We start from the raw sequence: 15,292 nt of genomic DNA on the forward strand, positions 1-15,292 counted from the left end.
GCTGCCATGAGAAAACTGATTGCGCTGATGATGTTAACCCTGGGGCTCTGCGCGCCCGCGCTGGCGCTGACCCTCAACGAAGCCCGCAGTGCCGGGCGGGTCGGTGAAACCCTGAGCGGCTATATCGCGCCGCGGAGTCAGGATCGCGAGACGCTGGCGCTGGTGGAGCAGATTAACAAGGCCCGCACCGACAGCTATCAGAAACTGGCCGACAGCAATAATATTCCGGTGGATGAAGTGGCGAAAATGGCTGGGACAAAACTGGTCGCGCGCGCCAACCCCGGCGAATATGTCCAGGGGATTAACGGCAAGTGGTTGCAGAAGTGATCAGCGGTGGCGTTTGCGGTATTCGCCGGGCGAAATACCAAAACGCTGCTTAAAGGCCGTGGAGAAGTGGCTGTGGTCGGTAAACCCCCAGCTGTAGCCAATGCCCGCCAGTTTTTCATCGTCCCGGGCGCCGCGCAGCATCTGCGCGCACAGATCCAGACGACGATTTTTAATGTACTGCGCTACCACCAGCCCTTTCTCGGCAAACATCCGGTACAGGCTCCGCACCGACATTCCACACTCCGAAGCGATCCACTCCGGGCGCAGGTGTTCGGCCTGAATATGATCGTCGATCAGGGTCAGCACGTTCGTAAACTGGCGCTCTTTGCGCGGCTGTACGCTTTCACGCTGCTGCAAGACCGGCCGCAGCAGGCAGACCATCGCCTCCAGCGCGGCTTCGATTTCGGTTTCGCTCAACGCCGGGTTGCTCATGCTGTCCTGCAGCAGGCGGTAGCTGAGCTGGACGGTAGGCAGGCTGTGGGAGAGCTTTTGCGCGCAGGTCACCTCCTGAAAACGAAAGTGCTGTTCGAGGATCTGACGCGGCAGCAGGAGCGAAATCTGGCGTGATTTTTCCGGCCAGTAGATTGAGCAGGGGCGGGAGGCGTCAATCAGGGTGATGTCCCCGGCGTTGAGCACAATCTGGCGATCGTCCTGCTCCAGTCCCGCTTCACCTTCCAGCTGAAAGACGGTGTAGAACCAGGCGTCGTTGCTGGTTTTGATCTCCTGACGGGTGCGAAAGAGGTTCACGCCGCCGGCGGTGACGGTGCTCAGTTTCAGGTTGCCGGTCCAGGTCGATTCCAGCTCGCCATAAAACTCGCCGCTCATCGGCCGGGCGGCAAAACTGCCGCACACCTGATTAATTTGCGCCAGCCAGCGCTGGTAGTTGTCCTGTTCGTTTGCACATGCCATCGTCTTACCCGCTACGTCGTCAATGTTTAAACATTGTTGCATTTATGTTGCTAATTGCCCGTGACCTGGGGCGAAATCCTGCAAAAAACTCCGCCGCATAACAGAACGAAACGGCGATATTGTCGCGTTTTGCGGTGCCTGTCACAGCGGGCAAAGCGAATGTCACAGAGATAAAAGCGCATTCGCCAAAGCCATCTTAGACTGCGTTGACACCCTGCGAATAATAAGGAATCGCTATGTCTGATACTCAGGTCGCCGTACTGCACAGCGTGCAGAAATTTTTGGATCGCCAACATGGCCTCTGGATTGAGGGACGCCAGTCCGCCTCCGACAGCGAAAAGCGTCTGGAGATCTTTAACCCGGCCACCGGCCAGGTGATTGCCTCGACGGCCGATGCCAGCGCGCAGGATGTGGACCGCGCGGTGATGTCCGGCTGGCGTGCCTTCGTGGCCCGCAGCTGGTCAGGCAAACTGCCTGCGGAACGTGAACGTATTCTGCTGCGCTTTGCCGATCTGGTGGAGCAGCACACCGAAGAGCTGGCCCAGCTTGAAACCCTGGAGCAGGGTAAATCCATTAACATCTCCCGCGCTTTTGAAGTGGGCTGCACCCTGAACTGGATGCGCTACACCGCCGGGCTGACCACTAAAATTTCCGGTAAAACGCTGGATCTTTCTATTCCGATGCCGCAGGGGGCCCGCTATCAGGCGTGGACCCGCAAAGAGCCGATTGGCGTGGTGGCCGGGATTGTGCCGTGGAACTTCCCGCTGCTGATCGGCATGTGGAAGGTGATGCCCGCCCTGGCCGCGGGTTGCTCTATCGTTATCAAGCCGTCAGAGACCACGCCGCTGACCCTGCTGCGCGTGGCGGAGCTGGCAAGCGAAGCCGGGATTCCGGACGGCGTTTTCAACGTGGTAACCGGCAGTGGGGCGGTGTGTGGCGCTGCGCTGACCAACCATCCGCATATCGCCAAAGTGAGCTTTACCGGCTCAACCGCCACCGGCAAACAGATTGCGCGCTCCGCCGCCGACCGCCTGATGGGCGTGACCCTGGAGCTGGGCGGTAAAAACCCGGCCATCGTCCTGAAAGATGCGGATCCGTCATGGGTTATCGAAGGGCTGATGACCGGCAGCTTCCTGAACCAGGGGCAGGTCTGTGCGGCAAGTTCGCGCATCTACATCGAAGCGCCGCTGTTTGATACCGTGGTGAGCGGCTTTGAGCAAGCGGTGAAATCCCTGAGCGTCGGGCCGGGTATGTCCCAGGAGGCGCACATCAACCCGCTGGTGTCCCGTGCCCACTGCGACAAAGTGCAGAGCTTCCTCGACGAAGCGCAGTCGCGTCAGGCCGAGCTGATCGCCGGTAACCGCGGCCCGAATGGCGAGGGGTACTACGTCTCGCCGACCCTGGTAGTCAACCCGGACGCCAGCCTGCGTCTGACCCGCGAAGAGGTGTTTGGCCCGGTAGTGAACCTGGTGCGCGTCGCCGACGGTGAAGAGGCCCTGCGCCTGGCAAATGACACCGAATACGGCCTGACCGCCAGCGTCTGGACGCAAAACATCAGTAAAGCGCTGGAGTACAGCGATCGCCTGCAGGCCGGCACGGTGTGGATCAACAGCCACACCCTGATCGACGCCAACCTGCCGTTCGGCGGCATGAAGCAGTCCGGCACCGGCCGCGATTTCGGCCCGGACTGGCTGGACGGCTGGTGTGAAACTAAATCGGTGTGCGTGCGTTATTGATGCCCGGCGGCGTCGCGCTTGCACGGGCCTACGGTTTCGTAGGCCGGGTAAGGCGAAGCCGCCACCCGGCAACAGACCGCACAATCCGTACGCCGGGTGAGCGCAGCGCCACCCGGCAATAAGTTACGGTGTCACAATATTGAACCAGAACTCAAACTTATCCATATAGCCCAGCATGGTATCCAGTTTCGCGCTGTCGCCGGTCACCTTCACCGCACCGCTCTCTTCAGCCTGTTTCAGGGTCGTCTCCTTGAGGATGATTTTATTCAGCGTGTCGCGATTAAGCGTAATGGTGGCATCCGCATTGGTCGCTTCGGCATTGGCGGTGTGGTTCAGCACGCCGTTTTCAAGCTCCAGCTTGTATTTCCCGCCGTCGCTGCCCAAATCGATGTTGAACACCGCTTTGTCTGATCCCGCTTTTTCACCGTTAATGTGCACCGCCAGATAGTCAAAGAACATCTCCGGGGTCATCGCCCGCACCGTATCCGGGCTGGCGGTGTTTGGCGTTGGGCCTTTCACCACGCCGTTACGCAGCTCCTGCGCGCCGGTGAGATAGAAGTTACGCCACGGGCCGGATTCTGCCTGATAGCCCAGCTGCTCCAGCGCATCCGCCTCCAGGTTGCGGGCTGCCTGGTTGTTCGGATCGGCGAACACCACTTTACTCACCACCTGCGCCACCCAGCGATAGTTCCCCTGGTCGAAGTCGGTTTTCGCCTTCTGCAGAATGGCGTCCGCGCCGCCCATGTACTCGACAAATTTCTTCGCCGCGTCTTCCGGCGGCAGCTCATCCAGGGTCGCCGGGTTGCCGTCGAACCAGCCGAGATAGAGCACGTAGGTCGCTTTCACGTCGTGGCTCACCGAGCCGTAGTAACCGCGGTTCGCCCAGGTGTGCGCCAGCGAGTCCGGCAGCTTGAAGTTGGCGGCGATCTCATCCCGGGTCAGCCCCTGATTAGCCATGCGCAGGGTCTGATCGTTGATATATCGGTACAGATCGCGCTGGCTTTTCAGCAGGTTATTGACGTTCTCTTTGCCCCAGGTCGGCCAGTGGTGCTGGGCCATCAGCACCTCGGCCTTATCACCCCAGCGCACAATGGCTTCGTTGATGTATTTCGACCACGGCAGCGGCTCGCGGATCTTCGCCCCGCGCAGGGAGTAGGTATTGTGCAGGGTGTGGGTCACGTCTTCGGCCGATTCGATCAGCTTTTTCTCTTCGATAAACCACAGCATTTCCGACGGCGCTTCCGAGCCCGGCGCCAGCATAAAATCATAGGTCAGACCGTCGATGGTCTCCTTCTGACCGTCTTTTTCGATGATATTGGTCGGGGCAATCAGGGTGACGGTCCCGGCGGAAGTGGTGGTGCCCAGTCCGGCGCCGACCTGACCTTTGGCATCCGGCTTCAGCAGGTTGCCGTACATGTAGCTGGCGCGGCGGCTCATCACGTTACCGGCCATAATGTTCTCTGCCACCGCGGCTTCCATAAAGCCGGCCGGGGCGTAGATTTTCACCTTCCCGGCTTTAACATCGGCTTCGTCCACCACACCGCGCACGCCGCCGTAATGGTCCACGTGGCTGTGGGTGTAGATCACCGCCACCACCGGCTTCTGCCCGCGGTTTTTAAAATAGAGATCCATCCCGACTTTCGCCGTTTCCGCCGACACCAGCGGGTCAACGACGGTGACGCCGGTAGTGCCTTCGATAATGGTCATATTCGACAGATCGAGGTTACGGATCTGATACACCCCGTCCGTCACCTCAAACAGGCCGCTGATGTTAATCAGCTGCGCCTGACGCCATAAGCTGGGGTTCACGGTGTCCGGCGCTTTATCGCCCTCTTTAATAAACGCGTATTGCTGCGGATCCCAGACCACGTTGCCCTGTTCGCCTCTGATCACCTCCGTGGGAAGCGGGGCAATAAAGCCTTTATGGGCATCGGTAAAGTCGGTGTTATCGGAGAAGGGCAGTTGACTAAAGAGGGCGTTATTGGCTTGTTGGGTGGCGGCGGCGGCTTCTTTGGGCGCTTCTGCGGCAAATGCAGGAATGCCAACAGAAATAAAAAGCCCGGCGAGCGCAAGGCTTCTTGCTATCAAGTTGAATCTCATCCTGAAAACCTCTCAATGTGCATACAACGGCGTAGGGGAAAACTTCGCGTGATGTCCAGAAAAACGTTTTAAGAAAGGCAACCCAGGCGGAAAGGGGTTGATTAACTATAAGCAAGAATATCTGTTCAGAAAATAAACTACTTAACGGAAATTTAATGTCTGTCCTGGTCGGCAAACATAGTGCCGCCCGGCATTGCCCGGCGTCGCTGCGCTTGCACGGGCCTACGGGATCGCATATTCCGTAGGCCGGGTAAGGCATAGCCGCCACCCGGCAGCAGGCCGGACAAAAAAGCCGGGCAATATGCCCGGCTTGTTAACCCCTTACTGCGCCTCTTTCTTCTTGCCCAAAGACGGGGTTTCGTCGAAGAAGTTCCAGGGTTTAAGCAGGGTATGCACCCACTCGGTCGGCATGATGGGCCACTCTTCCGCACGCGCCACGTGGGTGGTGCCGGTGGTCATCCACACCACGTTATCCTGATTATCCAGCGACTCGTTGTCTTTGCTGAACTGGCCCAGACCGGTGTCCTGGGTAGAGCGGTTCGGGAATTTCCCTTCCGGGTACATCTCGTTTGGATGGTAGCGGGTCACCCACAGCTGCTTATCCATAAAGCTCAGGCGGTGATAGATCCACTCGTCCGGGGCGAATTTCGCGCCGGTGGCGACCGGGTGCGTACCGCCCGCGTACGGAATGATCTGGTAAGAGACCGGGTTGCCCATGCGGTTCTCTTTGCTGGTGTTGCTCAGCAGACGAATGGTGCCCGGGTCAAACTTCTGCGCCGCCTGCTGCTCGGTATCAATGTTGTACTGATTGATCTGCAGGGTACTGGTACGTGGGCCGCCGGCGGTGTTCGGCTTCACCTCCGGATCCATCGCCACCAGGCTGTTGTTCGTGCCATCCACGTCCATATCCAGACGGAAGTTATAGATATGCTGGTGGGTGGTGCCGACGATATTGTGGTCGATCAGGGTGCCGTACTTCGTATCCTCTTTCGCGCTCGGGTCGTGCATGGTTTTCGCCGTCACGCCTTTCACCGCTTCGATGCCGGTTGCCCCGGCATCAATGCCGATGGTGCCGTTTTCATGGAAGATCCAGTCGAAGATGTAGTCGTAGTTCCCCACGGTGCTGATCCAGCGCACCACCAGCTCACGACGTTCGGTGCTGACGTTCGGCTGGTTCATCTCCTGGTGCTTATACTCCGGCCCGGCGTAGCGTTCGAAAATCGCCATCGCCCGAGGGATTTCCATTGGTGCCCCGGTGTAATCCGGGATGGTCTGATTCAGCAGCACGGCGTTGGACGGCACATCTTTACCGCGCACCAGCGGGGAGGTCAGGGTACCCATGCCGTAGTCGCCAGAGTCCAGATAGGCCTTGAAATACCAGCCGACGTCCGGGTCGCCGTAAGGGACGATCATCCCGCCGAGCGATCCTTCGTACATCACCTGGCGTTTTTTGCCGTTGTCGTTAAAGGTGACGGTAGAGATGATGGGCCCGACGCGGGAGTCGAGGCTCAGGTGGAAGTCCCAGTTCTGCCAGTGGATCATATTGCCGGTAATGGTGTAGTTCTTACCTTCCGGCTCGGTGATCTCCAGCGGCTTATGCGCGACCGGCTCGCGGTCGCGGCCGTCATAAGGACGGGGCTCCATCGGCACCGGGACGATCGCCCCTTCTTCGATTTTGATAATTTTCTTCTCGACCAGGTCCACCACCGCGACCAGGTTTTCAATCGGGTGCGCCCAGTAGTTGCCGTCGCCAATATCCAGATAGCTCACCACTTTCAGCAGGCGATCTTCCTGCTTCAGGCCATCTTTACCGTCAAAATAGCCGACGGTCAGCGGGGTGGTCATCACCTTGCTCGGGTCGTTGATCCCGCGTTTTTTCAGCGCGTCGGCATACTCCTGGCTGCCGGTGACGATCTTCTGTACCGCCATAAAATCATCCAGCAGCACCATGCCGTGCGCATCCTTGATCGGCTCCCAGTGCAGGATTTTCTTATCTTTCAAATCCACCCGCGCTTCGATAATGAATTTGCCGTCCAGCATGGTGATATTGGCTTCACGCGGCGCATCCACCGCCGTGCCGTTCAGCACGAAGTCCCACACTTTGGCTTTGTCTGGCTCGGCCAGCGCAATCTGGGTAAAGCGGGTGTTGGGTTTGAAGTCCGGCGAGGCTTTCACAATCCCGACGGCCTGTTTAATTTCATCCGGGGATAACGCATTCAGCGGGTGCGGTGTCTTTTCCACCTGGAAGGTCTGGTCGAGGCCGGACTGGAACACATCGTTAACAAAGGTATCAGAGATCCAGGCCTTATTGTCTTTCATCACTAACGGCGCCTGCAGGGTGAGCGACTTGCCGTTGACGATGGCGGTATTCGCACCTGGCTTCACTTTGATGAAGGCCCCATCTTTGGTGATGGTGTAGATCTGGGCATAGTCGTCCCATTTCACATCAGCACCGAATTCGGTCAGGGTTTTATCCATCTCGACCATATGCGCTTCACCACCGTGAGCCAGCACCTGACCGGAAAAGAGACAAGCAACGGCCAGGGCCAGCGCCGTTTTACGTGGAGAAAAGATTGAGGAGCTTCCCATGATTAACCTCTGTTGTATGTGTTGTTATCCACTCGGGACCGCTGTTCTGCGCGCGGTTTATTCAATGCCAACATAGCAATAACGCTGTGCGTACCGTTTGCCTGCATTTGCCAGATGTTTTGTCAGATGTGCCAGAAGCCGGGTAACGTGCGCGACGTTACCCGGAGGGAGGGGGATCAGGCGTCAAAATCGCCGTGCTGACGGGAGACGAGAGTCAGGATGGAGTAAAGGGCCACCGGCTGCTGGTGCTGGTTGAAGATCTCCACCGACCACTCCACCACGCCGGTAGGTTTCTCTTCCGCCGTGCGCTGTTTCTTCAGCGTTTTGCGCTTGCAGGTCAGACGCACCTGGATGGTATCGCCCGGTTTAACCGGCTCAATAAAGCGCAGGTTCTCCATGCCGTAGTTGGCGATCACCGGCCCGACGCCCGCATCGACGAACAGCCCGGCGGCAGCGGAGATCAGGAAGTAACCGTGCACCACGCGCTCGCCAAAAATCGACTCCGCCGCGCCAATCTTGTCCATGTGGGCGTAGAAATGATCCCCGCTCAGGCAGGCAAAGTTGACGATGTCGGTTTCGGTCAGGGTGCGGCGCGGGGTCAGCAGGCTGTCGCCCGGTTGCAGCTCCTCGAAATATTTGCGGAACGGATGGACGCGATCCTCCTGCACCTGGGCGCCGCGCACCCACTGCTGGCTGATGGCGGCCAGCATGCTCGGGCTCCCCTGGATCGCGGTGCGTTGCAGGTAGTGCTTCACCGCCCGCAGGCCACCCAGCTCTTCGCCGCCCCCGGCGCGCCCGGGACCGCCGTGTACCAGCTGCGGCAGCGGGGAGCCGTGGCCGGTGGACTCTTTGGCCGACTCTTCGTTGAGGATCTGGATACGGCCGTGAGCGCGCGCGGCCCCGGCGATAAACTGACGCGCCAGGCGCAGATCGGCGGTTACCAGCGTTCCGGCGAGGCTGCCTTCCCCGGCACGGGCCAGCGCCATGGCATGGTCGCGGGTCTGATACGGCATCAGGGTAGCCACCGGGCCAAAGGCTTCGGTGGCGTGCACCGCCGGGGTTTCATCCGGCTGTGGACAGAACAGCAGTGTCGGCGGGAAGAAGGCCCCGGCGGCGTGCAGGTCGGCTTTACCGCCCAACAGGGCCTGGCAGCCCGCCGTCACTAAGGCATCCACTTTCTCCTGCACGTCAGCGCGCTGTTCGGCATTGACCAGCGAACCCATCTTGATCCCTTCCTGCGCCGGGTCGCCAACAGCCACTTTTTCCAGCCGGGCGATCAGCGCCTGGCTGACGGCCTCCACCTGCGCCTGCGGCACGATGATGCGGCGGATGGCGGTACATTTCTGTCCGGCTTTGGCCGTCATCTCCCGCACCACTTCACGGATAAACAGGGCAAATTCCGGCTGCTCCGGGGTGACGTCATCCCCCAGCACGCAGCAGTTCAGGGAGTCGGCCTCCATGGTGAAGGGAATCGAACGGGCGACGATGTTCGGGTGTACGCGCAGCATCTGGCCGGTGACCGCGGAGCCGGTAAAGGTCACCACGTCCTGGCTGTCGAGCTGGTCGAGCAGATCCCCCGCGCCGCCGCAGATCAGGCTGATGGCGCCGTCCGGCACCAGGCCGCTGTCGACAATCGCTTTCACCATCGCCTGGGTGACCTGGGCGGTGGCGGTGGCCGGTTTGATGATGGCCGGCATCCCCGCCAGCCAGGTCGGGGCCAGTTTTTCCAGCATTCCCCAGCACGGGAAGTTAAAGGCGTTGATATGGACGGCCACCCCGGATTTCGAGGTCAGGACGTGACGTGCGGCAAAACCGCCCTCTTTTGACAGGGGGATCAGCTCATCTTCCGGCCACAGGGTATCGTCCGGCAGTTCACGACTGCCGAGGCTGGCGAAGGTGAAGAGGGTGCCGATCCCGCCCTCGATATCCACCCAGCTGTCGGCGCGGGTTGCCCCGGTCTGGGCAGAGAGGGCATAGAACACCTCTTTCTGGCTCAACAGATGTTTTGCCACCGCTTTCAGCATCGCGGCGCGCTCGATGAAGGTCATGGCGTGAAGGGCTTCACCGCCTTTCTCAATGGCGTAACGACGCGCGGCGGCCATATCCAGCCCTTCGCTGGTGACCTGCCAGAGGGTTTCGCCGCTGATGGCATGCTGAATAGTGCGCTCACGGCCCCGGCCAGACTGCCAGGTGCCGGACAAAAAGCTGGCTAACTGCTGCATTTTTCTCTCCAGGTGGTTCGTTATTTCGCTATAGATAGTTTGATTATGAATCATAAAATGCAAGTGATGTTTTAATGATTTGTTAACATTGTGATCTTGTCTGGCTATTCCCGTTCCAGGTTTCCCACCACCAAAGGGGCTGCGCAAAAGGCTTGCGAGCCACATCACAAAATAAGCAAACACTCCTTGGGGTTATATTTAACCTTTGTGTAACTTTTAAGAAACGAAGTGATTCATCATTGAATGAAAATTACCAGTTAAACGAATCATAAGGGTGATGACGTGACGGAAGAACAACGCTTTGAACAGCGAATCGCGCAAGAGACGGCCATCGAGCCGCAGGACTGGATGCCTGACGCGTACCGCAAGACGCTGATCCGCCAGATTGGTCAGCATGCCCACTCCGAAATTGTCGGCATGCTGCCGGAAGGCAACTGGATCACCCGCGCCCCGACGCTGCGCCGCAAGGCCATTCTACTGGCGAAAGTGCAGGACGAAGCCGGGCACGGTCTCTATCTCTACAGCGCGGCGGAGACGCTGGGCTGCGCCCGGGAAGACATCTACCAGAAGATGCTCGACGGCAAGATGAAGTACTCCTCCATCTTCAACTACCCGACCCTGAGCTGGGCCGATATCGGCGTGATTGGCTGGCTGGTGGATGGCGCGGCCATCGTTAACCAGGTGGCGCTGTGCCGGACCTCCTACGGCCCCTATGCCCGGGCGATGGTGAAAATCTGTAAAGAAGAGAGCTTCCACCAGCGTCAGGGCTTTGAGGCCTGCATGGCGCTGGCCCAGGGCAGCGAGGCCCAGCGCCAGATGCTGCAGGACGCCATTAACCGTTTCTGGTGGCCGGCGCTGATGATGTTTGGCCCGAACGACGACAACTCGCCGAACAGCGCCCGCAGCCTGGCCTGGAAGATCAAACGATTTGGCAATGACGAGCTGCGTCAGCGCTTTGTCGACAACACCGTGCCGCAGGTGGAGATGCTGGGGATGACCGTCCCGGATGCGGATCTGCACTTCGATGCCGAGAGCGGTCACTACCGTTTTGGCGAGATCGACTGGCAGGAGTTTGACGAGGTCATCAACGGCCGTGGCCTATGTAACCACGAGCGTCTGGCCGCCAAAAATAAAGCCTGGGAAGAGGGGACGTGGGTGCGCGAAGCCGCCCTGGCGCACGCAGAAAAACAACACGCCCGCAAGGTCGCGTAAGGGGAATCACGATGAGCAAAACATACTGGCCGTTATACGAAGTTTTTGTCCGCAGCAAACAGGGGCTGTCCCACCGTCACGTGGGGAGCCTGCACGCCGCCGATGACCGCATGGCGCTGGAAAACGCACGCGATGCCTACACCCGCCGCAGCGAAGGCTGCTCCATCTGGGTGGTGAAGGCGAGCGAAATCGTCGCCTCGCAGCCGGAAGAGCGCGGCGAGTTTTTCGATCCGGCGGAGAGCAAGGTCTACCGTCATCCCACCTTCTACACCATCCCTGATGGCATCGAGCACATGTGAGGTCGGGGATGAAAATGTTAACGCACTATGTTCTGCGTCTGGGTGATAACGGCCTGGTGCTCTCCCAACGTCTGGGGGCCTGGTGTGGCCACGCCCCGGAGCTGGAGATCGACCTCGCGCTGGCCAATATCGGCCTCGACCTGCTGGGCCAGGCGCGCAACTTCTTAACCTACGCCGCCGAACTGGAAGGCGCGGGCGACGAAGATACGCTGGCCTTCCAGCGCGATGAACGCCAGTTCAGCAACCTGCTGCTGGTGGAGCAGCCGAACGGCAACTTCGCCGACACCATTGCCCGGCAGTACTTTATTGACGCCTGGCACGTGGCGCTGTTTACCCGTCTGACCCAGAGTCGCGATCCCCAGCTGGCCGCCATTGCCGCCAAATCCATCAAAGAGGCCCGCTACCACCTGCGCTTCAGCCGCGGCTGGCTGGAACGCCTGGGCAACGGCACCGCCGTCTCGGCGCAGAAAATGCAGCAGGCGGTCAACGACCTGTGGCGCTTTACCGCCGAGCTGTTCGAGGCCGACGAGATTGACCAGGCCCTGGTGGCGGAAGGTATCGCCGTCGATCCCCGCAGCCTGCGCGAAGCGTGGGAAGCGGAAGTGTTTACCGGGCTGAACGCGGCGACGCTGAGCGTGCCGTCTGAGTCCGCCTACCGCAGCGGCGGCCGTAACGGGCTGCACACCGAACATCTGGGACCGATGCTGGCAGAGATGCAGTATTTGCAGCGCGTTTATCCCGGGCAGCAGTGGTAACGCAGGAGAGCACTATGCAACATGCCGTCGAACTCACACCCGCCGCCGTCCCGCAGATCTGGTCCCTGTTGAGCCAGATCCCGGACCCGGAGATCCCGGTGCTGACCATTACCGATCTGGGCATGGTGCGCAGCGTTACCCCGCAGGGTGAAGGCTGGGCTATCGGCTTCACGCCGACCTATTCCGGCTGTCCGGCTACCGACCATCTGATGGGGGCGATCCGCGACACGCTGACCACCCACGGCTATGCCCCGGTGCAGATCACCATCCAGCTCGACCCGGCCTGGACCACCGACTGGATGACCCCGGATGCCCGGGAGCGTCTGCGCCAGTACGGCATCAGCCCCCCGGCCGGTCATAGCTGCCATGCGCATCTGCCCGCCGAGGTGACCTGCCCGCGCTGCGCCAGCACCCGTACCACCATGATCAGTGAATTTGGTTCCACGGCCTGCAAGGCGCTTTATCGCTGCGACAGCTGCCGGGAACCTTTCGACTATTTCAAATGTATCTGAGGTCGCCATGACAACGTTTCATTCCTTAACGGTGGCAAAAGTAGAACCCGAAACCCGCGATGCGGTGACCATCACCTTCGCGGTTCCCCGGGCGTTGCAGGAGGCGTATCGCTTCCGTCCCGGCCAGCATCTGACCCTGAAGGCCCATCTCGCGGGCGAAGAGCTGCGTCGCTGCTACTCCATCTGCCGCAGCGTTCAGCCGGGCGAGATCAGCGTAGCGGTGAAAGCCATCGACGGCGGACGCTTCTCGCGCTATGCCCGGGATGAGATCAAACAGGGGATGGCGCTGGAGGTGATGGTGCCCCAGGGCCATTTTGGCTACCAGCCGCTGGCAGAGCGGGAGGGCTGCTACCTGGCGATTGCCGCCGGGTCCGGCATCACCCCAATGCTGGCGATCATCTCCAGCACCCTTAAAACCGAACCGAACAGCCAGTTCACCCTGATTTACGGCAACCGCAGCAGCCAGAGCATGATGTTTCGCCAGGCGCTGGCCGACCTGAAGGACAGCTACCCGACGCGCCTCCAGGTGGTGAACATCTTCAGCCAGGAGACGCTGGACAGCGAGCTGCTGCATGGCCGCATCGACGGTGAAAAGCTCCAGGCGCTGGCGAAACACTTAATCGACTTCAGCCAGTTTGACGAAGCCTTTATCTGCGGCCCGGCGGCAATGATGGACGAAGCTGAGCTGGCGCTGAAAGCGCTGGGGATGCCGGAAAAATCGCTGCATCTGGAACGCTTTAACACCCCGGGGACCAGCGTGAAACGCGCCCACACCGTGCAGGTGGAAGGGCAGAAAGTGACGGTGCGTCAGGACGGACGTGACCGCGAGATCGTCCTCACCGCTGACGACGAAAGCATTCTTGACGCCGCCCTGCGTCAGGGCGCGGATCTGCCGTATGCCTGTAAAGGCGGGGTCTGCGCCACCTGCAAATGCAAAGTGGTGCGTGGAAAGGTGGACATGGTCACCAACTACAGCCTCGAGCCGGACGAACTGGCGGCGGGCTACGTTCTGAGCTGCCAGGCCCTGCCGCTGACCAGCGACGTGGTGGTGGACTTCGACGCGAAGGGGATGGCATGAGCGACCTGATTATCACCCGTCAGGGGCGGGTGCTGCACCTGACCCTGAACCGCCCGGCGGCGCGCAACGCCCTGAACAATGCCCTGCTGAGCGAGCTGGCGACCACCCTGGAAGCCGCCGCAGCAGACAGCGAGATCTCGGTGTGCGTGATTACCGGCAACGAACGCTGCTTTGCTGCCGGGGCCGATCTCAACGAGATGGCCGAAAAAGATCTGGCCGCCACCCTGAACGACATTCGCCCGCAGCTGTGGGCGCGGATCAACGCCTTCAGCAAACCGCTGATTGCCGCCGTGAATGGCTACGCGCTGGGCGCGGGCTGCGAGCTGGCGCTGCTGTGCGATGTGGTGATTGCCGGGGAAAACGCCCGTTTCGGTCTGCCGGAAATTACGCTGGGCATTATGCCGGGCGCGGGCGGGACCCAGCGCCTGATCCGCAGCGTCGGCAAATCCCTCGCCAGCAAAATGGTGTTGACCGGCGAAAGCATCACCGCCCGTCAGGCCCTGGCCGCGGGCCTGGTGAGCGACGTTTATCCCGAATCCCTGACCCTGGAATATGCCCTCCGGCAGGCAGGGCTGATGGCGCGCCACTCGCCGCTGGCATTGCAGGCGGCGAAGCAGGCGTTACGCCAGTCTCAGGAGGTGGCCCTGCAGGCCGGGCTGGCCCAGGAGCGTCAGCTCTTTACCCTGCTGGCGGCCACCGACGATCGCCGCGAGGGCATTGATGCCTTCCTGCAAAAACGCACCCCCGAATTTAAAGGACGCTAACCATGGATTTCATTCTGAGTCACGTTGAGCAGGGGGTCATGACGATCACCCTGAACCGCCCGGAGCGTCTCAATAGCTTTAACGAGGAGATGCATCAGCAGCTGGCGGCGTGCCTGACCCAGGCCGAGCGCGACGACAGCATCCGCTGCCTGCTGGTGACCGGGGCCGGGCGCGGCTTTTGCGCCGGGCAGGATCTTAACGACCGCAACGTCGACCCGAACAGCCCCGCGCCGGACCTCGGGATGTCGGTGGAGAAATTTTACAACCCGCTGGTTAAGCGCCTGGCAAAACTGCCTAAGCCGGTGATCTGCGCGGTCAACGGCGTCGCCGCCGGAGCCGGAGCCACCCTGGCGCTGGGCTGCGATATCGTCATTGCCGCCCGCTCGGCGAACTTTGTGATGGCCTTCAGCAAGCTCGGTCTGGTGCCGGATTCCGGCGGGACCTGGCTGCTGCCGCGCCTGACCGGCCGCGCCCGGGCCATGGGTCTGGCCCTGCTGGGGGAGAAAATCAGCGCCGAGCAGGCCCATGCCTGGGGGATGATCTGGCAGGTGGTGGATGACGCCGAACTCACCGACACCGCCCGCCAGCTGGCCGTGCATCTGGCATCGCAGCCAACCTTTGGCCTGGGACTGATCAAGCAGGCGATCAACGCCGCCGAAACCAACACCCTTGATGCCCAGCTGGATCTGGAGCGCGACTATCAGCGCCTGGCCGGACGCAGCGCCGACTACCGTGAAGGCGTCAGCGCCTTCCTGAACAAGCGCGCGCCGCAGTTTACGGGGAAATAAG

13 protein-coding genes are annotated in these 15,292 nt (G+C 60.6%); 9 read left to right on the forward strand and 4 right to left on the reverse strand.

Going from position 1 to position 15,292, the window contains the following annotated elements:
• Positions 1-6 precede the first annotated feature (6 nt).
• On the forward strand, positions 7-327 hold the full coding sequence (locus LRS40_RS17705; RefSeq protein ID WP_156263932.1) for a YdbL family protein: 321 nt from the start codon (positions 7-9) through the stop codon (positions 325-327).
• Here LRS40_RS17705 and feaR read toward each other — a convergent pair whose 3' ends face one another.
• On the reverse strand, positions 328-1,236 hold the full coding sequence (gene feaR / locus LRS40_RS17710) for a transcriptional regulator FeaR (RefSeq protein ID WP_231312214.1): 909 nt from the start codon (positions 1,234-1,236) through the stop codon (positions 328-330).
• A 236-nt stretch (positions 1,237-1,472) separates the two neighbouring features.
• Between feaR and LRS40_RS17715 the strand changes: the two genes are divergently transcribed.
• Positions 1,473-2,972, forward strand: coding sequence for an aldehyde dehydrogenase family protein (locus tag LRS40_RS17715; RefSeq protein ID WP_231312215.1), 1,500 nt, complete (start codon positions 1,473-1,475; stop codon positions 2,970-2,972).
• A gap of 123 nt (positions 2,973-3,095) precedes the next feature.
• On the opposite strand, the gene LRS40_RS17720 is transcribed toward LRS40_RS17715, so the two are convergent.
• From LRS40_RS17720 to paaZ, 3 genes are all read right to left on the reverse strand, one after another.
• On the reverse strand, positions 3,096-5,072 hold the full coding sequence (locus LRS40_RS17720; RefSeq protein WP_231312216.1) for an alkyl/aryl-sulfatase: 1,977 nt from the start codon (positions 5,070-5,072) through the stop codon (positions 3,096-3,098).
• A gap of 321 nt (positions 5,073-5,393) precedes the next feature.
• The gene (gene tynA, locus LRS40_RS17725; RefSeq protein WP_156263929.1) at positions 5,394-7,661 is read right to left on the reverse strand and encodes a primary-amine oxidase; all 2,268 of its coding nucleotides are present in this window, start codon (positions 7,659-7,661) and stop codon (positions 5,394-5,396) included.
• Between the two features lie 176 nt (positions 7,662-7,837).
• Positions 7,838-9,883, reverse strand: a complete 2,046-nt coding sequence (paaZ, locus tag LRS40_RS17730; protein WP_231312217.1) for a phenylacetic acid degradation bifunctional protein PaaZ — start codon at positions 9,881-9,883, stop codon at positions 7,838-7,840.
• A 282-nt stretch (positions 9,884-10,165) separates the two neighbouring features.
• On the opposite strand from paaZ, the gene paaA reads away from it, so the two are divergent.
• Genes paaA through paaG form a run of 7 tightly spaced genes read left to right on the forward strand, consistent with a single transcriptional unit; the run spans position 10,166 to position 15,291 of the window.
• The gene (paaA, locus tag LRS40_RS17735) at positions 10,166-11,095 is read left to right on the forward strand and encodes a 1,2-phenylacetyl-CoA epoxidase subunit PaaA (RefSeq protein WP_231312218.1); all 930 of its coding nucleotides are present in this window, start codon (positions 10,166-10,168) and stop codon (positions 11,093-11,095) included.
• An 11-nt stretch (positions 11,096-11,106) separates the two neighbouring features.
• A complete protein-coding gene (paaB, locus tag LRS40_RS17740; protein WP_032611057.1) occupies positions 11,107-11,394 on the forward strand; it encodes a 1,2-phenylacetyl-CoA epoxidase subunit PaaB in 288 nt (95 codons plus the stop codon).
• Between the two features lie 8 nt (positions 11,395-11,402).
• A complete protein-coding gene (gene paaC, locus LRS40_RS17745; protein ID WP_231312219.1) occupies positions 11,403-12,149 on the forward strand; it encodes a 1,2-phenylacetyl-CoA epoxidase subunit PaaC in 747 nt (248 codons plus the stop codon).
• A gap of 14 nt (positions 12,150-12,163) precedes the next feature.
• Positions 12,164-12,661, forward strand: a complete 498-nt coding sequence (gene paaD, locus LRS40_RS17750) for a 1,2-phenylacetyl-CoA epoxidase subunit PaaD (RefSeq protein WP_142489671.1) — start codon at positions 12,164-12,166, stop codon at positions 12,659-12,661.
• A gap of 7 nt (positions 12,662-12,668) precedes the next feature.
• On the forward strand, positions 12,669-13,739 hold the full coding sequence (gene paaE / locus LRS40_RS17755) for a 1,2-phenylacetyl-CoA epoxidase subunit PaaE (protein ID WP_142489670.1): 1,071 nt from the start codon (positions 12,669-12,671) through the stop codon (positions 13,737-13,739).
• Positions 13,736-14,503: a 2,3-dehydroadipyl-CoA hydratase PaaF gene (gene paaF, locus LRS40_RS17760; protein ID WP_231312220.1), complete on the forward strand. Its 768-nt coding sequence runs from the start codon at positions 13,736-13,738 to the stop codon at positions 14,501-14,503. The genes paaE and paaF overlap by 4 nt, the downstream gene beginning before the upstream one ends.
• Before the next feature lie 2 nt (positions 14,504-14,505).
• Positions 14,506-15,291, forward strand: a complete 786-nt coding sequence (gene paaG / locus LRS40_RS17765; protein WP_231312221.1) for a 2-(1,2-epoxy-1,2-dihydrophenyl)acetyl-CoA isomerase PaaG — start codon at positions 14,506-14,508, stop codon at positions 15,289-15,291.
• Position 15,292 lies beyond the last annotated feature (1 nt).

The sequence above is a fragment of the Leclercia sp. G3L genome (assembly GCF_021117075.1).
Taxonomy (GTDB): Bacteria; Pseudomonadota; Gammaproteobacteria; order Enterobacterales; family Enterobacteriaceae; genus Enterobacter; species Enterobacter adecarboxylatus_C.

Excerpts from the sequence above, each read along its gene's own strand:
- LRS40_RS17705 (WP_156263932.1), top strand. The coding sequence starts at position 7 with ATGAGAAAACTGATTGCGCTGATGATGTTAACCCTGGGGCTCTGCGCG.
- feaR (WP_231312214.1), bottom strand. The coding sequence starts at position 1,236 with ATGGCATGTGCAAACGAACAGGACAACTACCAGCGCTGGCTGGCGCAA.
- LRS40_RS17715 (WP_231312215.1), top strand. The coding sequence starts at position 1,473 with ATGTCTGATACTCAGGTCGCCGTACTGCACAGCGTGCAGAAATTTTTG.
- LRS40_RS17720 (WP_231312216.1), bottom strand. The coding sequence starts at position 5,072 with ATGAGATTCAACTTGATAGCAAGAAGCCTTGCGCTCGCCGGGCTTTTT.
- tynA (WP_156263929.1), bottom strand. The coding sequence starts at position 7,661 with ATGGGAAGCTCCTCAATCTTTTCTCCACGTAAAACGGCGCTGGCCCTG.
- paaZ (WP_231312217.1), bottom strand. The coding sequence starts at position 9,883 with ATGCAGCAGTTAGCCAGCTTTTTGTCCGGCACCTGGCAGTCTGGCCGG.
- paaB (WP_032611057.1), top strand. The coding sequence starts at position 11,107 with ATGAGCAAAACATACTGGCCGTTATACGAAGTTTTTGTCCGCAGCAAA.
- paaC (WP_231312219.1), top strand. The coding sequence starts at position 11,403 with ATGAAAATGTTAACGCACTATGTTCTGCGTCTGGGTGATAACGGCCTG.
- paaD (WP_142489671.1), top strand. The coding sequence starts at position 12,164 with ATGCAACATGCCGTCGAACTCACACCCGCCGCCGTCCCGCAGATCTGG.
- paaE (WP_142489670.1), top strand. The coding sequence starts at position 12,669 with ATGACAACGTTTCATTCCTTAACGGTGGCAAAAGTAGAACCCGAAACC.
- paaF (WP_231312220.1), top strand. The coding sequence starts at position 13,736 with ATGAGCGACCTGATTATCACCCGTCAGGGGCGGGTGCTGCACCTGACC.
- paaG (WP_231312221.1), top strand. The coding sequence starts at position 14,506 with ATGGATTTCATTCTGAGTCACGTTGAGCAGGGGGTCATGACGATCACC.